The sequence below is a fragment of the Komagataeibacter sp. SM21 genome (genome assembly GCF_041402665.1).
GTDB classification, from domain to species: Bacteria; Pseudomonadota; Alphaproteobacteria; order Acetobacterales; family Acetobacteraceae; genus Komagataeibacter; species Komagataeibacter saccharivorans.
This window is the reverse complement of the sequence record NZ_JBGLOV010000005.1, coordinates 23,052-43,230: the sequence shown is the minus strand read 5'-3', so window position 1 is coordinate 43,230 and position 20,179 is coordinate 23,052. Positions and strand designations below refer to the sequence as shown.

General features: G+C 62.5%; 19 protein-coding genes. 5 read left to right on the top strand and 14 right to left on the bottom strand.

Annotation, left to right across the window (positions count from 1 at the left end; translation table 11 throughout):
- From nrfD to ACBR42_RS06760, 3 genes are read right to left on the bottom strand one after another with little or no spacing between them, the layout of a single operon-like run.
- Window positions 1-1,344, bottom strand: coding sequence for an NrfD/PsrC family molybdoenzyme membrane anchor subunit (gene nrfD, locus ACBR42_RS06770; RefSeq protein ID WP_371207554.1), 1,344 nt, complete (start codon window positions 1,342-1,344; stop codon window positions 1-3).
- On the bottom strand, window positions 1,341-4,232 hold the full coding sequence (locus tag ACBR42_RS06765) for a 4Fe-4S dicluster domain-containing protein (protein ID WP_371207553.1): 2,892 nt from the start codon (window positions 4,230-4,232) through the stop codon (window positions 1,341-1,343). The genes nrfD and ACBR42_RS06765 overlap by 4 nt, the downstream gene beginning before the upstream one ends.
- On the bottom strand, window positions 4,220-4,873 hold the full coding sequence (locus tag ACBR42_RS06760; RefSeq protein ID WP_371207552.1) for a cytochrome c3 family protein: 654 nt from the start codon (window positions 4,871-4,873) through the stop codon (window positions 4,220-4,222). The genes ACBR42_RS06765 and ACBR42_RS06760 overlap by 13 nt, the downstream gene beginning before the upstream one ends.
- A 250-nt stretch (window positions 4,874-5,123) precedes the next feature.
- Between ACBR42_RS06760 and ACBR42_RS06755 the strand changes: the two genes are divergently transcribed.
- Window positions 5,124-5,309: a hypothetical protein gene (locus tag ACBR42_RS06755; RefSeq protein WP_102323916.1), complete on the top strand. Its 186-nt coding sequence runs from the start codon at window positions 5,124-5,126 to the stop codon at window positions 5,307-5,309.
- Window positions 5,310-5,352: 43 nt separating this feature from the next.
- On the opposite strand, the gene ACBR42_RS06750 is transcribed toward ACBR42_RS06755, so the two are convergent.
- The 4 genes from ACBR42_RS06750 to ACBR42_RS06735 are packed head-to-tail and all read right to left on the bottom strand — an operon-like array spanning window position 5,353 to window position 10,353.
- Window positions 5,353-6,084, bottom strand: coding sequence for a hypothetical protein (locus ACBR42_RS06750; protein ID WP_371207551.1), 732 nt, complete (start codon window positions 6,082-6,084; stop codon window positions 5,353-5,355).
- A 10-nt stretch (window positions 6,085-6,094) separates the two neighbouring features.
- Window positions 6,095-7,618: an efflux transporter outer membrane subunit gene (locus tag ACBR42_RS06745; RefSeq protein WP_102324257.1), complete on the bottom strand. Its 1,524-nt coding sequence runs from the start codon at window positions 7,616-7,618 to the stop codon at window positions 6,095-6,097.
- Window positions 7,619-7,622: 4 nt separating this feature from the next.
- Entirely contained in the window at window positions 7,623-8,699 is a 1,077-nt protein-coding gene (locus ACBR42_RS06740; protein ID WP_371207550.1) for an HlyD family secretion protein, read from the bottom strand.
- A gap of 16 nt (window positions 8,700-8,715) precedes the next feature.
- Complete coding sequence (locus tag ACBR42_RS06735; RefSeq protein ID WP_102323919.1) at window positions 8,716-10,353, bottom strand: MFS transporter; 1,638 nt, start codon at window positions 10,351-10,353, stop codon at window positions 8,716-8,718.
- Window positions 10,354-10,617: 264 nt separating this feature from the next.
- Here ACBR42_RS06735 and ACBR42_RS06730 point away from each other — a divergent pair, with 264 nt between their 5' ends.
- The 3 genes from ACBR42_RS06730 to ACBR42_RS06720 all read left to right on the top strand — a co-directional run bounded on the left by ACBR42_RS06730 (window position 10,618) and on the right by ACBR42_RS06720 (window position 12,471).
- Window positions 10,618-10,962 (top strand): hypothetical protein, encoded by a 345-nt coding sequence (locus ACBR42_RS06730; protein WP_102323920.1) that lies wholly within the window; start codon window positions 10,618-10,620, stop codon window positions 10,960-10,962.
- Window positions 10,963-11,064: 102 nt separating this feature from the next.
- Window positions 11,065-12,240 carry a transglycosylase SLT domain-containing protein gene (locus ACBR42_RS06725; protein ID WP_371207549.1) on the top strand — a complete coding sequence of 392 codons (1,176 nt, stop codon included), beginning with the start codon at window positions 11,065-11,067 and terminating at the stop codon, window positions 12,238-12,240.
- 69 nt (window positions 12,241-12,309) lie between these two features.
- On the top strand, window positions 12,310-12,471 hold the full coding sequence (locus ACBR42_RS06720; protein ID WP_162900494.1) for a hypothetical protein: 162 nt from the start codon (window positions 12,310-12,312) through the stop codon (window positions 12,469-12,471).
- A 51-nt stretch (window positions 12,472-12,522) separates the two neighbouring features.
- Here the strand turns inward: ACBR42_RS06720 and hmpA are convergent, their stop codons facing one another.
- Window positions 12,523-13,728, bottom strand: coding sequence for an NO-inducible flavohemoprotein (hmpA, locus tag ACBR42_RS06715; protein WP_371207548.1), 1,206 nt, complete (start codon window positions 13,726-13,728; stop codon window positions 12,523-12,525).
- A gap of 79 nt (window positions 13,729-13,807) precedes the next feature.
- Between hmpA and ACBR42_RS06710 the strand changes: the two genes are divergently transcribed.
- On the top strand, window positions 13,808-14,266 hold the full coding sequence (locus ACBR42_RS06710; protein WP_371207547.1) for an Rrf2 family transcriptional regulator: 459 nt from the start codon (window positions 13,808-13,810) through the stop codon (window positions 14,264-14,266).
- 583 nt (window positions 14,267-14,849) lie between these two features.
- Here ACBR42_RS06710 and ACBR42_RS06705 read toward each other — a convergent pair.
- The 6 genes from ACBR42_RS06705 to purU form a co-directional block, all read right to left on the bottom strand.
- Window positions 14,850-15,023, bottom strand: a complete 174-nt coding sequence (locus ACBR42_RS06705; RefSeq protein WP_371207546.1) for a hypothetical protein — start codon at window positions 15,021-15,023, stop codon at window positions 14,850-14,852.
- Window positions 15,024-15,034: 11 nt separating this feature from the next.
- Complete coding sequence (gene crcB, locus ACBR42_RS06700; protein ID WP_102324258.1) at window positions 15,035-15,442, bottom strand: fluoride efflux transporter CrcB; 408 nt, start codon at window positions 15,440-15,442, stop codon at window positions 15,035-15,037.
- Window positions 15,443-15,480: 38 nt separating this feature from the next.
- A complete protein-coding gene (locus tag ACBR42_RS06695) occupies window positions 15,481-16,296 on the bottom strand; it encodes a universal stress protein (RefSeq protein ID WP_371207545.1) in 816 nt (271 codons plus the stop codon).
- A 106-nt stretch (window positions 16,297-16,402) separates the two neighbouring features.
- Window positions 16,403-17,191: an SDR family NAD(P)-dependent oxidoreductase gene (locus ACBR42_RS06690; protein ID WP_102323926.1), complete on the bottom strand. Its 789-nt coding sequence runs from the start codon at window positions 17,189-17,191 to the stop codon at window positions 16,403-16,405.
- A 250-nt stretch (window positions 17,192-17,441) separates the two neighbouring features.
- Window positions 17,442-19,205, bottom strand: a complete 1,764-nt coding sequence (locus ACBR42_RS06685) for an aconitase X (RefSeq protein ID WP_371207544.1) — start codon at window positions 19,203-19,205, stop codon at window positions 17,442-17,444.
- A 99-nt stretch (window positions 19,206-19,304) separates the two neighbouring features.
- Window positions 19,305-20,177, bottom strand: a complete 873-nt coding sequence (gene purU / locus ACBR42_RS06680) for a formyltetrahydrofolate deformylase (RefSeq protein ID WP_371207543.1) — start codon at window positions 20,175-20,177, stop codon at window positions 19,305-19,307.
- Window positions 20,178-20,179 lie beyond the last annotated feature (2 nt).

Here is a 20,179-nt window from a genome sequence, read left to right as displayed (position 1 = left end):
TCAGGGCCTGTCCTCCAGCACTGCCCGCATCTCCGCCATGGCCAGCATGGGGATGAAGCGGACAAGCAGCAGGAAAGCGGTCAGGAACAGCCCGATCGTGCCCGCCAGAAGGCTCCATTCCCACAGCGTGGGCGTATACTGACCCCAGGCGGACTGTAGCTGCGTGCGTGCAAGGCTGCTTACGATGATCTGGAAACGTTCGAGCCACATGCCGACCAGCACGCCCAGACAGATTGCCCATACCACCGGCTGGTTCATCCGCACCCCGCGCCACCACAGCAGTTGCGGGAACACGATATTCAGCATGATGGTGCCCCAGTAGACGGGCGCATAAAGTCCATGCAGCCGGAAAGCGAACATGGTCCGGTCGGCCTGATCGGGGCCGTAGAATGTCGAAAAGACATCCATGACATAGGCATATGCCACGCACAGGCTGGCGGTCAGCAGCAGCCTGCCCAGCACATCAATATGCCAGTCGGTGATATAGGGTTGCAGCCCAAGGGCCGGACGCAGGGGAATGACAGCCAGCAGCACGATGGCGAACCCCGACAGTCCCGCGCCGAATACAAAAAATGGCGGGAACTGCGTGGAATGCCACCCGGTTGCGGCCCCACCGGCAAAGTCCATGCCTACAATACTGTGCACCGACACCACCAGCGGGGCCATCAGGGCCGCCATGACGCCGTAGACCGGCTGGTAATGCCGCCACTGCCGGGCCGACCCACGGAACCCCAGCGCCAGCACGCCATAGAACACGCGCTGCCACCGGCGCTGCGCGCGTTCGCGCAGGGTGGCAAGGTCAGGCAGCAGCCCGAAATACCAGAACAGGACGGAACACAGCACGTAGGCCAGAATGGCGAAGAAATCCCATACCAGCGGACTGCGGAACTGCGCCCACAGCCCCATCGTGTTGGGATAGGGAAACAGCCAGTAGAAAAACTGCGGCCGTCCCAGATGCAGGATGGGGAATATGGCCGCACACAGTGCCGCGCACAGCGTCAGGCTTTCGGCCAGCCGGTTGAGCGATGTCCGCCATGGCGCGCGCAGCAGGAAAAACAGGGCGGAAATGAACGTACCGCCCGATGCAATGGCAATCCACCACACGTAATTGAGGATATCGAAACCCCACGCCACGGGCCAGTCGATGCCCCATATCCCCAGCCCCGCGTAAAACAGCCACGCAACCGACACCACGCCCCCCGCCAGCAGCGCCAGCGCCATGCCAAGGCACAGCCACCACCACAGCGGCGTCCACAGCCCCGCATCGGGGCGCAGGGTGGTGACGCATACCCGTTCCGTCATGGACCACGGGGTCTCGCCAGGATGGACGATGCGTCCGGTCATGACCCGATATCCGGGTTCGGGTTGCGGATGCGCCCTTCATATGTCACGCGCGGATGCGTGCCCTGTTCAGGCAGGGCGGCATAATCCAGCGGGCTGGCCTTGCGTCGCGTTACGTCCGCCATGGGATCGTTGATGTCGCCAAAGCTTATGGCCTGCGTGGGACAGGCGGCCTGACAGGCGGTGACCACCTGTTCGGGCACGCCATCACGGTCCGCCACGATCCGGGCCTGCGCTATACGCTGCACGCAGAACGTGCATTTTTCCATGACCCCGCGCGTGCGGACCGATACATCGGGATTGCGGCTGGGGGCGGGGCGGTTTTCGCGCTGGGCAAAGGCAAAGTAATTGAACCGCCGGACCTTGTAGGGGCAGTTGTTGGAGCAGAACTTGGTCCCGATACACCGATTATAGACCATGACATTCAGGCCTTCGGAATCATGTGTCGTCGCCCCCACCGGACAGACGGTCTCGCACGGGGCCTGCTCGCAATGCATGCACAGCATCGGCTGGAAGAACGTATCGGGCGCGGCCTCCGTTCCTTCGTAGATGCGGTCAATCCTCAGCCAGTGCATTTCCCGCTGATGCAGCACCGCATCGCGTCCAACCACCGGCACGTTGTTTTCCACCTGACAGGCGACGACACAGGCATTGCAGCCGATGCAGGCATTCAGGTCGATGCCCATGCCCCATGCCACGGCTGCATCCGGGGGCCTGCGGTACAGCGTATCCTCCTGCCCCGCCTCCGTATCCTTCAGGAATGCCGGGTTGGCCCTGTACTGCTCCAGCGTGCCATGACGGGCGATGTCCGATGGTGCGGCGTTGATGATCGTGGCGTGATGTTCCGTACACGCCACCGGAACGGAGGGAACCTTCGTCACGTCAACCCGCACGGGGCCGGTCGCGTCACGGAACGGATACAGGTCGGTGCCGACGTGATTGCCCGTCTCCCCCGCATGAATGCGCCCCCAGCCCAGAAAGCCAACCACGCATCCCGCCGCCTGTCCCGGCTGTATCCATACGGGCAGCCGCGCATGGTGTTCCCCCTGCGACAGATCCACCACATCGCCGTTGCGCAGGTGCAGGTCGCGCGCAAGGTCCGGCGGGACCAGAAGCGGGTTGTCCCACACCACTTTGCTCAATGGGCGCGGCAGTTCCTGCAACCATGGATTATTGGCCCCCCGCCCGTCCCACAGATGGGGGTCGGGCCGCAGCAGCAGGACGGGCTGCGCGGGCGTGCGGGGAAATGAGGCGGGAGACGCCACCCGTACGGCCGCGGGCTGCAACGCCGCACTGACGGACGGGGATCGGGTCCGCGCGATGACGCCCGACGCCAGGGCATCATGCCAGTCCCGTGCCGACGGCAGATGCTCGCGCCACGTCGCACGCAGCAGATCGGATGCGGGGCGCAACGGCTGGCCCATGCAGGCATGCAGGGCGCTGAGCAGGTTCATCCCGCCATAAAGCGGCATGGCCTGTGGTTGCACGATGGCGACCGTGCCGTCATGCCCACGCGCATCGCCCCAGTCCTCCATCCCATGCGCCAGCGGGACATGCCAGCGCGCGGCCAGCGCCGTTTCATGCGGGCGGTCCGCAAGGGTGATGCTGTGCGCCACATGGCCAAGCGCGGCAGCAAAACGCGGAGCCTGATAGACCGGATTGACATCCACGATCAGCAGCGCGTCCACGCCCCCGCTTTCCATATCCGCGATCAGATCCGACAGCGTGCCCTGTGGGACAGCAGGCTGATATTCGGGCGTTGCGATCACATCGAACACCCGACCGCGCCCGCCAAGGGCCTCGTTCATGGCGTGTACCACGGCGTGGACCTCCGGCGCGTGGTCGGGACCGAGATGGATGACGGCCCGCCCCCGACTGGCACGCAGGTCCGCGGCTACGGCACCCAGCCAGTCCGGGCCACCCGATGGCGCTTCGTTTTGCAGGATACGGGCGGATAACCGGCCAATGACCTCGTTCAGCACGGCAGGCGACACGCTAAAGCGGTGGTCCGCCGCCACGCCGGTCAGCGATGGCGTGGATTCCACCGCATATACCCGGCTCATGACACCCCGCACCGGATTGCGCCGCGCGGCAAAGGCGCGCGCATGGGCCAGATGCCCCGGCGCGCTGTCCAGCAGGTCGCTGTCCAGCGCAAGCAGCACATCCGCCTGCGTCAGATCAGCAGTAACCGCGGTCGGCTGCCCGTAGGCGAGACTGGTCCCCCGGCTGACATTCTCCCGCCCGATCGCATCCCACCGGTGCCACACCGCACCCGGACAGGCAGCCAGTAGCTGATCTATGGTCCGGCCCAGCGCAGGCGACGTGACCGTGCCCGTCAGGATACGCAGCCTGCGGCCCGGCTGGCCCCCATCGGAACGCGGGGCCGTGACGGCAGCGCGCATTGCATGCATCGCATCCGCCAGATCCTGCCACGATACCGGCATGCCCCGATGCAGCGGGCCGGTAGCGCGGTCGGGATCGTAAAAATCATGGATGAGGGCCTGCGCCATGACATCGGTCGCACCAAGGCTGGCGGGATGGGCGGGATTGCCTTCAACCTTGATGGGCCGGCCCATCTGGTGCGTCACCAGAATGCCCTCGGCATAGCCATCGCGCACATGGGCGGTGGCGTAGATGTTGGGGATACCCGGCACCACGCCTTCGGCAGCCCTTACGGCGGAAACGAAGCCCCGGTCAGGCGTGCCCGGACCGCACCCGGCCATTCCCCCGCCAGCCAGCGCCAGTGCAAGCAGCCGCAGCGTCCGCCGCCGGTCCAGTGGATGCGACAGGGCGGCTTCAAGCTGGGGAAACCGGCGTGCCAGTTCGCTATCCGGCAGAGCCATGAGCCGCCGCGCCGCCTGCGCACCGGAAAACCGGCCTAGCGGTGACATATCGAACATCCCGTAAGATTACGCCCGCCTACGTGATAACGCGCCAGCAGCGCCGCGGGTCCGGGCGTGGACGGGACGCGATGCCAGTCGGTATCGAATATGTTTTCAGCGGGACGCAGGCTGGGGCCGGGATCGCGATGGCAGTCCAGACAGAACTGCATTGTCAGGCTCTTTGCCTTGTATGTCAGCGCCATGGTGGCGACATTGCCATGGCAGCTTTCACAGCCCACACCCTTCGTGACGTGGATGCCGTGGTTGAAATAGACATAATCGGGAACATCGGTCACGCGCTGCCAGGTCATCGGTGTATTCCTGAGGAAGCTGTCACGAATGCCCGCCAGTACCGCTGCATCCGTCCATATCTGTGAATGACATGTCATGCAGGTAAAGGTCGGGGGCATGCTGGCCTGCGCGCTGCGTTCGACGCTGCTGTGGCAGAACCGGCAGTCAATGCCCAGCCCCGCGACATGATGCTGGTGACTGAAGGGAACCGGCTGTTCGATCGTCCACCCCACCTGCCGTGCATAATCGGTATACGGCCACGCGAACCACAGCAGGCAGCCGCTTGTGACCGCGCAGGCGATGGCAAGCAGGGATGCAGTCATGATGACATTGGCGCGGGGCGTGAACAGCGCTGCCATCCGTTTGCATCCCGTTTTTTATATTACGCTTTATACTTCCGGTTACCGCATGATATCAGGTTGCCCCGACCATTGCGCAGGCAGAACGCCGTGGACGTAAAAAACGATCCCTTCACAACGCAGTGAATAATAATTCTCCGTCGTGTGCCGACGTTTTCACTTCTTTATTGATGCCTTTATTGTTCCACTACGAAACTTACGGCGCGGGGGTAACGTTCAGGCAGCGCAATCCAGCAACAGGAATACGGCCATGAGCAGGAATTTCAGGACGGATGGCGAACCCCCTCCCCTGGCGGACCGAAGCATCAAGCCCCCTTTCGCCACGCCTCTGGAACGAAGGAACGGCATGCTGACCACCTTGATGGTCATTCTTTTTCTGGGCGGAATTGTTATCGGGTGCCTGTTCTCGCCCCATATTCCCCTGCCCAAATTCTAGCTGCCCTGGCGGCAGGTCAGGTCACAGGGACGCGCAGGCCCATTTACGCCGCAACATCCGTCAGCAGCACGACCGCTGCTTCGTGTGCAATTACGGTCAGGTCCGTGGCATCGGTTACAGCGGCGCCATCGCCCGCGTGCAGTATGCTGGCGTCAATACTTACTGTGCCTGACACCACCACAAGATACAGGTCGCGTCCGGCGCTGGTCTGGTAGGCCGCGCCCTCCCCCGCTGCAATGGCGGCGTGCAGCAGGCGTGCGCGCGCACTCAGGGTAACGGGGGCACCATCCGATACACTTTCGCTTTCCTCCGGGTCATCTTCGGGAAAGCCGGATGCAAGGATCGTAAACCCCCCATCCTCGAACTGCGCCAGCGCGGCGCGGGTTTCCTGCGCGGGGGTCGTGCCCTCCGTATCGGCCATGAGCCAGAACTGGATGAAGGACGCGCCATCTGCGCCCGCCTTCCATTCCAGTGTCCGGCATCCCCTGCCCGTGCTGGCCAGATGCAGGCCGCCTGCACGTACATCTTCGGGCGCGAAGTCATCGGCATGGGCCGTGACACGCCCGCTGCCCAACCAGGTCAGGATATCAACGCTGGCTTCCGGCCCCAGATGGTAGGACCCGCCGGGTGGCAGCGTACCCGTATTGATGGCGCGCAGGCGTCCTTCGTGCATGCAGGCCGGATCGCGGTAATCCGCAAATGCGAAATGACACCGCAGCGTCAGGCCATCCGAACGGGCGCTGCCCAGTGTATCCGCGCGCCGGATCGTTATCATGCCCTGTCCCTCATGCCCGCTTTTTCGTCTTCTGTTTCTGCGGATAGATATCTTCCCATCCGCCCCCTACCGCGCGGTAGAGATGCGTTACCGATCCTGCCACATGCGCCGTGGCGTCCACCAGTGCGCTCTGGGATGACAGCAATGCGTTCTGCAATGTCAGCACGTTCAGGAAGTCGGATGAGCCCTGCGTGTACTGTGCCTTCGCCGTCTCGACCGCGATCTCGTTTTCCTGCACGGCAAGGGCCAGTTCATCACGCTGCCGCTGGGCCGCCGTGAAATCGGCCATCGCATCGTCGATTTCCTGCCATGCCTTCAGCACGGTGCGCTGGAACATCGTCGCCGCTTCCTTCTGCTGCGCGCGACGCAGGTGCAACTGCCCCGTCAGGCGTCCCCCTTCAAAAAGGGGCAGGGTCGCCGTGGGGCCAAAACCGTACTGCCGCGATGCCCACGACCCCAGCCCGCTGAACTGGAGCGCCTGCACATCCAGACTGCCCGACAGGGTCACGCGCGGAAAGAAATCGGCGATTGCCACGCCAATACTGGCGGTTGCGGCATGCAGGTGATCCGCCGCCATGCGGATATCGGGGCGGCGTTCAGCCAGTTCCGATGGCAGGCCGACAGGCACCACGGCGGGAACGGCCGGAATATCCCCCGCCTTGCCCAGTTCGGCATCCAGCGCGCCGGGTTCACGCGCCACAAGGAAGCTCAGGGCATTGAGCCTGTGCGTCACCTGCGCGCGCAGCGGGGCCAGACGGGATGTGAATGTATGAAGCTGTCCCGTGGCCTCGGCCACATCCAGCCGGGTCGCAGCCCCCTGCTGGAAACGCAGGGTCGTCAGCCTGACGCTATTGGTGGAGATCTCGATATTATGTTCAAGGATGCCAAGCTGGGTCTGCGCGGCACGCAGGTCGATGTAATCCTGCGCCGTCTCGGCCATGAGGGAGACGAGCATGTCCCGCCGCATTTCCTCGGTTTCGTGCATGGCGGCGGTGGCGGCTTCCACCTGACGGCGCACATGGCCCCAGAAATCCACTTCCCATGACGCGTTCATGCCATATTGCGGCAGGTTGAAGGACGGATTGCCAATGCTGCCGGGCAGCGCGGTGGGACCAAAGCCCTGCGTGCCCGATGCGATGGAACCCGCTCCCTCACGCTCCATCGTGCCCAGCAGGCCCAGCACGCCATTGGTGCTGGCGCGTTCACGACCGTAGGACGCATTGGCCTGTGCATGCGGAAACTGCGCGGCGCTGGCGATCCGCCGCTCCGCCTGACTTTGCATGAGACGCAGGCTCGCCGCCCGCAGGTCGAGGTTGGAAGCTGCGACCTCGTTTTCCAGCCGGGTCAGGACGGGATCGTTGAACAGTTTCCACCACTGCGGATCGGCGGTGGCGCCCGTCACCTGGCTTTCGGCTGGCGGCTGGGTCGCGCGCCATGCCTCGGGCGCCCTGACCTGCGGCTTGTGATAGTCCGGACCAACGGTGCATGCCGCCAGCGCCAGCATCGACAGCCCCGGAAGGAGGAGGCGCTTCACCGCGTTACTGCCAGACATAGCGCGCGTCACTGGCATGCGGGCCTTCCGGCGTGGAAGATGTATCGATATTCGCTTCGACCGACATGCCGACACGCACCCGCTGCGCAAGTGGCTGGCCGGGGTCGAAGGTCAGCTTGACGGGGATGCGCTGGACCACCTTCGTAAAGTTGCCGGTTGCGTTATCGGGCTGGATGGGGGCAAAGGCCACGCCGGTCGCGGGCGCAAGGGAGTCCACATGCGCCTTTAGCGGATGGCCGGGAAACGTATCGACCCATATGGTCGCGCGCTGCCCGGTCTGCACCTTCGTCAGTTGGGTTTCCTGAAAATTGGCCAGCACGTAGGCTTCATGCGTTGGAACGACGGCAAGGATGCCCGTGCCCGGATGGACGTAGTTACCCACGCGCACCCCGCGTTCGCCCACAACGCCATCCATGGGGGCGGGAATGGTGCAGTAGGACAGGTTCAGTTCGGCCTGTTTTTCATCCCCCTGCGCGCGCAGCAGCACGCCACGGGCGCGTTCAAGCTGGCCCTGAAGGACGGCAACCTGACGGATGGCGGCGGCCACGCCGGCCTGATCGCGTGATATGGCGGCTTCGGCCTCCTTCTCATGGGCATCGGATGCCTGTTTCTGCTCGATGGTGCCTGCCCCGCCTGACGACAGGTTGCGGTACCGCGTCGCGTTCTGGCGCGCGAACACCAGTGCCGCCTGATCGGCCAGCACGGCGGCGCGGGCCTGCGCGATTACGGAATCCTGCCGTGCGATTTCCGCTTCCAGATTGGCAACATCGCCCTGCGCCGCCTGCCGGTTGCCGCGTGCGACCTCCAGTGCCGCGCGGTAGTCGTCATCCTCGATATGGGCCAGTTCCTCGCCGGTGTGGACCTGCTGGTTGTCCTGCGCGATCACCCGGTCGATACGTCCCGAAACCTTGGGGGCCACGGTGGGGAAATCCGCCGTGACATAGGCATCGTTCGTGTACTGGTTGACACCATCGCCATTGACCAGCCGCGTGCCACCCCAGGCGACAAGGGCGAGCACACCTGCGGCGCAACCGGCGTAAAGCAGCGGTTTCTTGTAAATCATGATCGGTAATTCCGGTTTAGCGGGCTGGAGTATCGGGGGACGGCGCACGCGGCGGATAGACCCGGTGCGGCAGGATGAGATTCATGACGGCGTAGCCAAGACAGACCCAGATGAGGATGTAATAGATGTCGTTCAGCGCCAGTACGAGCGCCTGTTCATGCACGTAGGTATGGAAAACCTGCAGCGTGTTGCGCGCCACATGCGCACTGTCGGGCGATGTTGCGGACAGCTGCTGCCCGATGGGGTTGCCCATGCCCTGCAGCGCAAGGCCGTGCGTGCCGTTATGGTCCAGCAGCATGGTGGAATGGTACTGTTCCCGCCGCCGGGTCAGCGCGGCGAACAGGGCATAGGCCACCGCATTGGCCAGCCCCTTGAGCATGTTCACCATGCCGGAAATGAACGGCCCGTCCGCGGGCCCCATGGCCATGGTCGCCAGCATGAGCGTGGGGATGACGGTCATGGGCTGGCCAAAGACCTGCAGCACCTGCAGCACGTAGAAATTGTCGCGCACCCAGTCCACCGTAAGCCACGTGCCCAGCCACGCCGCCGCCGCCAGGCACAGCATGCCCCCCGCCAGCACATAGCGGCAATCCACTGTGCGCCGGTTGCAGATGGCCGCGATCAGCGGCAGCATGATAAGCTGCGGCAGCGCCACCACCAGCGCCACGGGCGCGGCCTGTATGGGACGGTAACCGCGCACGCCCTCAAGATAGACCGCCGGAATATCCCCCATCATCGCGCAGATGGCGAGAATCCCCACCAGCGAGAGCAGCGACGCCTGAATGTTGCGCGACCGCCAGTACTGGATGCGGAAATAGGGGCTGGGGTGAAACGCCTCGTTAATGACAAAGACGACGAAGGCCGCACCACCCCACAACGCCAGATCCGTGATGATTGGGGAACGGAACCAGTCCAGCCGGTCGCCCTGATACAGCACGATGACCAGCGAGCAGATGGCAGGCAGGCCCACAAGGATGCCGAACCAGTTGAACTTCTCGAACCGTTCAAAATGCATGGGATCGCGCGGCAGGCCGTAAGCCATCATGGCGATGGCGGCGGCGGCCGTGGGTATGATTTCCCAGTACAGCCAGTGCCAGCCCACATGCTCGAACCAGAACGCTTCCAGCGGCAGGCCGAGATTAGGGCCGAAGGTGGCGCTCATGGCATAGCCGCCGATGCCGAACACCCGGATCTGTGGTGGCAGGTATTTCAGCATGACGGTCATCAGCACCGGCGGCAGGCACCCGCCCGCCAGTCCCTGGAACGCACGCAGGATGCACAGTGACGTCACATCGGGCATGAAGGGCGCCGGGATGGACAGCAGCGCGAGCATCGCCGTCATGAAAATGGAAAAACGGTAGATGGAAAACGTCATGTAAAACCACGGCGTGAAAGCCATGGCGGCAATATTGAACGCTTCATAGATGGCGATGACCCACGTGCCCTCGTCGTGGCCGATATGCATCGCCCCACGGATATCGGACAGGCCGATTTCGGTTACGTGTTCATTAAAACCCGCCACATGCACAGCCAGCAGCATGCCAAGGCAGCCGATGACCGTCCGCAGCCCGAACGGCGGAATATACGAAGGCCGTGGCGGGGAGGCATGAATGACAGGCCCGTCAGCCGCCTGTGCAGTAGCAAGGTTGTTCATGTGCGCACTTGATCCCCACGCCCCGCGCCGCGACAACCCCCATTTCCGGCAGATGACGATTTCGATTTGCGGAATGAAAAACCGGCACAGCCCGCAACTGTCACGATAGCACGGACCGTGACCGTATCCGGTTCACGATGCGTCGGAGACGCCACGGCCCATACCGCCCCCTTCCTTCCCCGCTTCCCCTTCACACCTGCATTGATTGGCGTCCGGACCGGCGTTGCGCTACGTTCATGTTCCAGATGCATGCGGAGAGAGGTCATGGACACAAAAGCCATCGCGGAAGCCTATTTCAACGTCCGCGCCCAGATCGAGGAAAGTCAGGCCCGTGTCAGCGACGCGGCTGAAGCCCTGCTTCCCCTTGTGAAACATGGCAACCCGGCTGCGAAAACGGCGCTGGAGAACCTGCGCAGGGCCGCCGTTTCCATGGAAGAGGAACGCACGCGCTCCGACTATCTGTGGCGTCTGGCGTCAGGCCAGAACCCGCCGCCGCCCGCAGAGGCGCAGGCCGGGGAGCAGTCCCCTTCCGACGGGGGAAGCGGACGCCACCGCACTTTCCTTGACAACCTGATTGACGATGTGATGGGCGCGGGTTTCCTGCCCTGATCGAAAACCGGCCTTCCCTGCCCGTCCCTGCACAAAGTTGATTGCGGCGCAGGGGCCGGGATTGATATGAGGGGACATATTACAGGGCAAAGGTAGAAGATCATGGCCGTGGGCACGGATGCCATCGCACGATGCCGGTTCGGGCTGTCTGTCGCGTTAACGCTGGCCATGGCGGCGTGTACCACAACACCGCAGACGGTGCGCGGTCCCCTCGCCACGGCAGGACAGCGCATCTACCACGCGCCGGGCACGGCTGATGATCCGTGGGGCCCTTATATACAGGAAGCCGCAACCCGCTTCAGCGTGCCGGATTCATGGATACGCGCCGTCATGCAGCAGGAATCCGGCGGTAAGGAGTATCTGGGTGGCCAGCTCACCACATCGGATGCCGGGGCGATGGGCCTTATGCAGCTAATGCCCGAAACCTATGCCGACATGCAGGCCCAGTACGGGCTGGGCGGCGACCCTTACGAACCCCACGACAACATCATGGCCGGGACTGCCTATATCCGGCTGATGTATGACCGGTTTGGCGCACCGGATTTTCTGGCCGCCTACAACGCCGGGCCGGAGCGCGTGGATTCATGGCGGCAGAACGGCACGCCACTGCCCGATGAAACCGTGCAGTACGTCGCGGCGATCACGCCCAATCTGGGTGGTGGCGTTGCCCCGTCGGCCCCTATGGCGGCCCCGGTCATGCTGGCCAGTGCTGATGGCATCAATGCCAATGCCGCCTATGCCGGTGGTGGTGGCGCGCAGGTCATGCCAGCGCAGGCCGCTGCCCTGTCACGCACGGCGGATGGATGCCTGCGCAATGCCGATGCCGCCTATGACCCCGCTTCGCCGTGCCTGATGGATCAGGACACCCCGCATGCCGATAGCGCGGAAACCCGGCAGGTCGCCTCGGTCGCGGATGATACGGTATCGCGCGATGCTGTCATACCCGATGGCGCGCAGCCCGTGGGTGAACCGGGCCTGCCCGCGCGACCGGCCTTTGTCCAGCCGGTCAGCTACACCGCCGCGGCCCACGGAAGCTGGGCGGTTCAGGTGGGTGCGTTTTCCACCAGTAACGAGGCCCGCAGCGCACTGGATACCACGCGGCGCATGATTGGCATCAATGGCGGTCAGCTTTCCGCCGTGGTCATGCCGGTTCCGGCAAGCGGGGGCACGCTGTACCGCGCGCGCCTGATCGGTTTCGCGCCCGCCGATGCCAGTACGGCCTGCGCAACGCTGCATGCCCATGCCATGGCCTGCTTCGCCGTGCCGGACCGGACCTGAACCCCGCCACCGCCCGCAAAACCTTTCCTGTCCCGTGGCGTTCCTACCTGCATCCCGCAGGAGGTTGCGATGAACAGAACCCTAAGGATACTGACCACGCTTGTTCTGGCGCTCTCCGTCGCAGGCTGTTACGGACCACGCTATCACCATCGCGGCTGGCATGATGGTTATTACCGTGGCGGCCACAACGGACCCGGCCCCTACCGGGGTGGACCAAGGGGGCACTGGTAAAAAAACGCCCCCTGCCTGACGACAGGGGGCGGCAACGGATGGCGGCGTCCCTTACGCCGCCAGTTCGGCATCCGCTGCGGAACCGAAGAATTCAAACCGGATCGCCTTTTCGGGTACCCCGACTTCCTTCAGCGTGGCGACCATGCTGCGCATGAACGCATCGGGACCACAGATGTAATAGACACTGCCGGGCTGGACCTGCGCCTTCAGCCACTCGGGGGTAAGGTGACCGGCATGCTGCGTCGTGCCCGCATCCACCACGTCGTCCGCCGGGGTTTCACGGCTGTAGAACACATCATGACGGATACGCCCGCCTGCCGCGAGAGTGCGCACGTGGCTGCCGAATGCCTCGGTCTGCGGGGTGCGGGTGGCGTGAATATAATGCAGGGCGGGCGCATTGCCTGCCCCCATCAGCGTATCCAGCATCGACATAAGCGGCGTAAGACCCACACCCGCACTCAGCAGGGTAATTGCAGGCGCCTGCTCCAGCACGAAATCACCCGCCGGGGCCGAAACCAGAAGTTCGGTGCCTTCATCCACGCTGGCATGCAGCCAGTCCGATACGACACCGCCTTCGATCCGGCGCACGCTGATGCGATAGACGCTGTCATCAGGGGCGGAGGAAATGCTGTAATTGCGCCGCTGCGATCCATGCCCCGGCACGTCAAGGCGGAAGCTGAGATACTGACCGGGCTGATGACGCATGACAGGCTGGCCATCGGTGGGGACAAGTTCAAAGGACGTAACAGTCTCGCTTTCACGCACGCGACGGGCGACGCGGAAGGGCCGCCAGCCGATCCAGCCGCCGGGCGCTGCCTCATGCGCCTCATAAATCTCCTTTTCACGCCCGATCAGGATATCGGCGAGGAACCAGTAGGCCTTGCCCCACGCATCCAGAATTTCCGGCGTGGCGGCATCGCCCAGAACATGCCCGATCGCCCCCAGCAGGGCCTCGGCCACATACGGGTAATGTTCGGGCAGGATATTCAGGCCGACATGCTTTTCAGCAATGCGTTCGACCATCGCGCCCAGTACGCCCGGATCATTGATATGCCGCGCATAGGCCAGAACCGCCAGCGCAAGCGCGCGGGGCTGCTCCCCATCCTTCTGGTGGGAAATGTTGAACAGGTCACGAATGGCCGGGTTGGCCAGAAGGCGCCGGTACATTTCGGTCGTGATTGCCAGCCCGTGACCTTCCAGTGCCGGCACGCAGGCCGTGATGATCGCGCGGGTCTTGTCGTCCAGGGGAGCGGCCATCTCTGACTCCTAAGATGTATGTTTCGTGCATCTTTAAAGTCCGCTGGAAAAAAGATGTCAAGTCTGTATATCTTTAAGCATGCGACTGACCCTACATACCGACTATGCGCTGAGAACATTGATGTATCTGGCCGTCCATACCGAACGGCTTTCATCCATCCGTGAAATCGCGACAACCTACGGTATTTCGGAAAATCACCTGATGAAGATCATCCACCGGCTTGGCCTTGGCGGTTTCATCGAAACCGTGCGCGGGCGTGGCGGCGGGCTGCGTCTTGCCCGCCCGGCATCCACCATAAGGATCGGGGATGTCGTACGCTTTACCGAGGACGACATGGCGCTGGTCAGTTGCATGCAGATGGAACCGGGCAAGGACGCACCCTGCATTCTGGCCGATGCGTGCCGCCTGCGCGGCGTGCTGGGACAGGCGATGGGCTCCTTCATGGCCGTGCTGGACAGCCATATGCTGGCTGATGTCATCACCCCGGCGGAACGGCAACGCCTGACCCGTCCCGGCGATACGCAGGCGGCGACCTGACGCCCTGCCCAAACCGGTTTCCTGCCCTGCTTCGTTCAGCAACCTGCCACGGAAACCGGGCGGTAACAGGACCAGTAGGTGATGCCTGTTTTGTGATCGGGCGTGCTTCTTTTTGGGCCTTCACGCGGTAGCAGCCCCTTTCCGGCCACCCTGCGCCCACCCATATGGCGTGGTATCGGAAGGATCTTCCTGCCGAACTGGAGGTTGCCATGGTTATGGGAACTGGATACCGCTCAAATCCCAATATCATGACCATACTGGGCATTGGGGTTCTTCTGTTGACACTGGCATTATGGCTGTCGCTGATCTTCATATGAAGCCCGATCCGTACAGTCATTGCTGACACACACGACCCAACCGGGAATATGGCTACAGGAGCCTTGCAATGTGGATGTATTCGCGCCGCCAGCGTAATACTGGCACTTCACAGGCCGGACGTCTTGACAGATGGGACATCATCGGCCCCGCCCTGCTGGCAACGGCATTCGCGATTTCAACCGCGCTGATATTTTTCGTATGACAGTAAGATGCGGATGGAAGCCCGGACAGTAACGGGCTTCCGTTTGCAGATGTCGTTCCGTAATCAGTCATCCGCCTGTGCATGACGGGCGACGACGGCGTTTGCCTCGCGGATCGCGCGGCCTTCATCACCTGTACGGTCCAGACATTCATTGGCGACCTTCGCCCACAGATTGCGCAGGACCGGGGTCGTAGCTTTGTGCGTATGCTTTTCGGCCTCGTCAGGTGTCCAGAGCATGCGCGGCACTCCTATACGGTTGTCTGGTTAAGGCGTTCGGCGACCAGATAACCCGCTGATACCGCAAGCATGCCTAAAACCACGGAAATGCCGATATTCAGCAGGGCACGACCCGGCGCACCACCACGCAGCAGGTCAAGCGTCTGTAACGTGAATGATGAAAACGTAGTATACCCGCCACAGATGCCAACCATGAAGAACAGGCGTCCCACATCCGATACCGGGTAGCGCCCCGCCGCTGTTGTCAGCGTGGCGAAAAACGCGATGGCGAAAGATCCGGTCACATTGATCGCGATTGTGCCCCATGGCAGGCTCTGGCTCCATCGCGCCATCCAGATACCGACCCAGTAGCGCCCGACCGTGCCCAGCGCACCGCCCGCCGCAATCCACAGGGTTGCGGGCAATCTATCGAAATCCATGAACATTCTCTTGTTTAATACGGTTCCACATGACCCGATCAGTGCTGCAGGAAAATCGGGATTTCGGGACTTTCGAGCATGATCTGCGTAACGCTTCCAATAATGTGGTTATAAAGCCTGCCATGCGCGTATCCCCCCATAACCAGCATATCGCGTCCGTTGTCACGACACAGCCGCAGGAGGGCTGCGGCGAATTCCACCGGGGCACCGCCATCATCCGCCATGACAGGCGTGACCTGTAGCCCCGGCAGCAGTTTATCCACGGCGGCCCCCGCGCCATCACCCACGATTTCCACATCCCGCGCCGCATCAAGGATAGGCCGCACTGAAAGGAATGTCCTGCGGCAGGAGGCCGTATCCTTCCATGCCAGCAGGACATTACGCCCCACGGGGCCATCCCAGCCAGGCGGGATGAACAGCACGGGCCGGGCGGAATCAAATATCGCGGCCCGCACGGCGCGGCGTTTCTGGTCACTGTCATGCGACTGGGGAAAACCGATTACGATCAGGTCGGTCTCACTGGCATAGGCACGGATCATCCGCTCAACCGATATTTCGGGATCGAGCCAGTTGGTTTCCATCTCCCCCAGCGTACCATCCGCGCGGCACTTTGCCAGCCAGTCGTGATAGCGGTCATGCAGCCCGTCGGCCCATTCACGCTGCTGCGCACGGATACGGGCGCGATCCGTGTCGGTCAGCATTTCCTCGGTCGGCACGATGGTGTCCTCGGGCGGTTCACGCGCGGCCAGAACACTCATCATCATGCCCCCAACAGCACGAAGAACCGACAGCCCGGCAGCCAGAAGGCCGATCACATCCTGCGGGCGGTTAAGGATGACCAGTGCCGTTTTCATTGTCGTTCCCCTTCCTGCCATACCGGTCTGGCAGGGCCTAACGCAGCCGGGGAACGGATGCACGGCTGTGTACCATTCCCTGCCGTCCCGGCCCGTTTCACGCCGTTCAGATCGTGCTCAGCACGCCCCCATCCACGCGCACGGATGCCCCGGTCGTGGCCGATGCCTGTGGGGACGAAAGATAGACCACCATATTCGCCACTTCCTCCACCGTGGCGGCACGGCGGATGATCGAACTGGGCCGATGCGCCATGACGAATTCTGCTGCCACTTCTTCCAGCGGTTTGCCGGTTTTTTCCTGCTCGGGCCTGAGCATCTCCGCCAGTCCTTCGGACAGGGTCGGCCCCGGCAACACGGAATTCACCGTAACCCCGGTTCCGGCCATCCGTTCGGCCAGACCGCGCGCGACGGAAACCTGTGCTGTCTTGCTGAAGCCGTAATGGATCATCTCCACCGGGATATTGAACGCGGATTCCGACGATATGAACACGACACGCCCCCAGCCCCGCGCCTTCATGCCTGGCAGGTAGGCACGCGAGAGCCGCACCCCGGACATGACGTTGACCTCGAAAAACCGGCTCCAGTCTTCATCGGGGGTGTCGAAAAAATCCTTGGGCTCGAATATCCCCAGATTGTTGATCAGGATATCGCAATCCGGATGGGCCTTGACCAGTGCCGCACACCCGGCAGCCGTGCCCAGATCTTCCGTAAAGCCGACCGCACCGCCAGAACCAAGGCCGGACAGCGCAGCCACGGCCCGTTCAACCGCTTCGGGCCGCCGCCCATTCACCACGACCTGTGCCCCGCTGGCGGCAAGCCCCTTTGCAATGGCCAGTCCGATACCGCCTGTCGAACCTGTTACAATGGCCTTACGACCTGTCAGATCAATGCGCATCTCGTTTTCCCATATCCGTTCAGGCAGGCAGCATCGTACAAAAAGGGGCCGCCGCGCAACCCGGCCGGCCGGGCGCACGCCCTGCCCGCCTGATGGGATAAACGCATGGAGACGCCAGATGTCGGCGGAAAATTCTGGGGTGACAGCTTCCGAAGCTTTTTGAAAAAAGCTTCACCAAAAACTTTCTTTTGACGACGCCCGAAAGCAAAAAGACGAAAACGTCACCATATCAGTATCTTTACGCCATGTATCATCCGGGCGGCATCAGCCATACGGGCAGTTTCTTCAGGGCTGTTCCGGTCTCAGCCGCATCAACACAGGCGGCCAGACTGCCGAAACGCACCTGCCTGCCGACCAGACCCGGCGCGTAATGGGCATATTTACCGGAATTGGTCATCAATGTCCGGGCGTTGCGGGGAATGACCGGCTCCCCGATCATGCACCAGCATGTATCGGTTATGATCTGCGCGCCGAATGCTTCCAGTACCTTGATGTAACCGGCCGCGCTGGCCCGGTCATGGATCTCGCGTCCCATGGTCAGAATGAATTCGGTCCCGTCATGCCTGACCCTGTCGTTGCACAGGGCAGCCAGATGCCCGCACTCCTCAAGGGAGAGATGCGGATTACCAAGCGATACAAGCTGTATGGCCGTTTCCGCGGCACTGTCGAGTTCCTGCCACGACCGGACCAGATCGCCCGGCCGCACCCCATATTTACGCCGCGCCGGTTTATGGCCAAGGGCGGCCTGCGCTGTGGGGGCTTCGGGTGTAACACCAACGATATGAAACATCGGCGCGGCGGAAGTCGTGGCGAACGCCGCGCTGAAGGCCTTGAGCGCGTCCCGATCCGGCGCCATGTCCTGCAACCCGCTTACCACCGGGATTTCGGTGCTGCTCAACAGGCCAATATGATAGCCTAGCAGCGCGAAGAAGGATTCATCGGCATTATCGGGCGGCTGCACCGCAATATGTACGGTCCCGTGCCGTCCGCTATCGCAATGCGTACCGACAAAAGGCGCGCGCCCCGTCAGTGCAACGCACAGGTCCAGATAATCCGGATATTTCAGCGTGCGCGCGCCCAGCACACTATTGGCGAACGCGACGGCATTGGATTCCGCCCATACAATCTGTTCACCACGCACCGGCGCGCCATCCAGCAGATAGGGCGCGCAGGTAAAGCTGGGCTGCGCACCCATTTCCACATACGCATTACCCAGTGCTGCCGCCGGGTCGCCCAATGAAGGATCGACGCCCTGCGCACGCCAGTGCCGCTGATCGACGGAAATGGAATTGAGCGTGGTCGGGACCCGGACCTTCGCACCCCATTCTACAAACTGCCGTGCAAAACGCAGGCTTGCGGGGCCAGTGTAGATACAGCCATCTATATGCGCCTGCCCGATGTCAATCAGCCTGTCCGCGTTCTGTAGCGCTGCCATTTCCAGCACGATATTCATGGCGGCCTGCGCGGCTTTCCCATGCGCGCCATCCAGCACGCTACGGTCATATGCGCTTAAGGAAACCGTATGCCCGGCCTGCCGTTGTGCCGGTTTCGGATCGGCAATACGGACATCTTCACCCAGCATGACGCAACCATCCGCCATACAGGCGGACCGCGCATGTTCAAGAGTGGCAAAGGCATCGTGACCGACGCTGATCACAGGCAGGGAGCGGCCAAACATGAAATTGGCCACAACCACACCCAACACCAGAATTTCGTCAGGTTCCGCCAGTATCAGGCCCGCTGGCGCATGCCCGTTCAGTATCAGTTCCAGCATGACGCTGCTGCCGGTGCATGACCCCCGCCCCTTGGGAATGGCCAGTATCCTGCCCGCAAGACAGGCCCCCCTTAACGGGTGGTGACTGTCAACCACCATCCCCGTGAAGGGATCGACCGCACCCCAGAAACTCAACCCCACATCGGCATAAAGCAGCGGGGCCTGCGCCCTGCCCTGCACCAGCATGCGGCCTGCCAGCGTGCGTCCGGCTTTCATTTCGGCGGCCTGCGATCCGGTCATGCCCTGTCCCCGCTGATCTGCCGCACGGATGCGCCTGCGGCGGTCAATCTGTATGTCAGGACAAATGTTTTGACAAGGAAACGTGTTTGATCCGCGCCCCTAATCGCCAAATACCACCGTGCGCATGCCGTGCATGATGACCCGCCCGTCCAGATGGTAATGCACGGCACGCGACAGGGCGCGGCTTTCGATATCACGCCCCTTGCGGATCAGGTCTTCCGCCGTATCCGAATGGCTGATGCGTTCCACGGACTGTTCGATGATCGGCCCTTCATCCAGATCGGCCGTAACGTAATGAGCGGTCGCGCCAATCAGCTTTACCCCCCGCCGATGCGCCTGATGATAGGGCCGCGCGCCCTTGAAGCCGGGCAGGAAAGAATGATGGATATTGATGCAGCGCCCCGCAAGTTCACGCGAAAGCTCATCAGACAGTATCTGCATATACCGTGCAAGAACGACCAGTTCCGCGCCGGTCTGCCCGATCAGTTCGCGCAGGCAGTCTTCCTGCATGGCCTTGGTCTGTGGCGTAATCGACAGATGATGGAAGGGGATGGTGCCCATATCCACCTGCCCGCAGGCCTCGACCGGGTGGTTCGATACGATGGCGACGGGGTCCATATGCAGTTCGCCAATACGCCAGCGATAAAGCAGGTCCGCCAGACAGTGATCGAAGCGGGAGACCATGATCAGCACTTTCTGCCGTACCGCCGTATTACGCAGCGACCACATGGCCCTGAAACGACCCGCAACCGCCGCCAGTTCAGCATGCAGTCCATCATCGGGCATCCCACCGGGATGGGTGAAATAGATGCGCATGAAAAACTGGCCATTGGCAACGTCATTGTACTGATTCATTTCAATGATATTGCCGCCGGTTTCAAACAGCGTGCGGGAAAATGCAGCAACAATGCCGGGAACACTGTCGCAGGTGACAATCAGGACCCACGCAGTCGTTTCCTGTGATGGAGACACCC

Excerpts from the sequence above, each read along its gene's own strand:
- nrfD (WP_371207554.1), bottom strand. The coding sequence starts at position 1,344 with ATGACCGGACGCATCGTCCATCCTGGCGAGACCCCGTGGTCCATGACG.
- ACBR42_RS06765 (WP_371207553.1), bottom strand. The coding sequence starts at position 4,232 with ATGTCACCGCTAGGCCGGTTTTCCGGTGCGCAGGCGGCGCGGCGGCTC.
- ACBR42_RS06760 (WP_371207552.1), bottom strand. The coding sequence starts at position 4,873 with ATGGCAGCGCTGTTCACGCCCCGCGCCAATGTCATCATGACTGCATCC.
- ACBR42_RS06755 (WP_102323916.1), top strand. The coding sequence starts at position 5,124 with ATGAGCAGGAATTTCAGGACGGATGGCGAACCCCCTCCCCTGGCGGAC.
- ACBR42_RS06750 (WP_371207551.1), bottom strand. The coding sequence starts at position 6,084 with ATGATAACGATCCGGCGCGCGGATACACTGGGCAGCGCCCGTTCGGAT.
- ACBR42_RS06740 (WP_371207550.1), bottom strand. The coding sequence starts at position 8,699 with ATGATTTACAAGAAACCGCTGCTTTACGCCGGTTGCGCCGCAGGTGTG.
- ACBR42_RS06735 (WP_102323919.1), bottom strand. The coding sequence starts at position 10,353 with ATGAACAACCTTGCTACTGCACAGGCGGCTGACGGGCCTGTCATTCAT.
- ACBR42_RS06730 (WP_102323920.1), top strand. The coding sequence starts at position 10,618 with ATGGACACAAAAGCCATCGCGGAAGCCTATTTCAACGTCCGCGCCCAG.
- ACBR42_RS06725 (WP_371207549.1), top strand. The coding sequence starts at position 11,065 with ATGGCCGTGGGCACGGATGCCATCGCACGATGCCGGTTCGGGCTGTCT.
- ACBR42_RS06720 (WP_162900494.1), top strand. The coding sequence starts at position 12,310 with ATGAACAGAACCCTAAGGATACTGACCACGCTTGTTCTGGCGCTCTCC.
- hmpA (WP_371207548.1), bottom strand. The coding sequence starts at position 13,728 with ATGGCCGCTCCCCTGGACGACAAGACCCGCGCGATCATCACGGCCTGC.
- ACBR42_RS06710 (WP_371207547.1), top strand. The coding sequence starts at position 13,808 with ATGCGACTGACCCTACATACCGACTATGCGCTGAGAACATTGATGTAT.
- ACBR42_RS06705 (WP_371207546.1), bottom strand. The coding sequence starts at position 15,023 with ATGCTCTGGACACCTGACGAGGCCGAAAAGCATACGCACAAAGCTACG.
- crcB (WP_102324258.1), bottom strand. The coding sequence starts at position 15,442 with ATGGATTTCGATAGATTGCCCGCAACCCTGTGGATTGCGGCGGGCGGT.
- ACBR42_RS06695 (WP_371207545.1), bottom strand. The coding sequence starts at position 16,296 with ATGAAAACGGCACTGGTCATCCTTAACCGCCCGCAGGATGTGATCGGC.
- ACBR42_RS06690 (WP_102323926.1), bottom strand. The coding sequence starts at position 17,191 with ATGCGCATTGATCTGACAGGTCGTAAGGCCATTGTAACAGGTTCGACA.
- ACBR42_RS06685 (WP_371207544.1), bottom strand. The coding sequence starts at position 19,205 with ATGACCGGATCGCAGGCCGCCGAAATGAAAGCCGGACGCACGCTGGCA.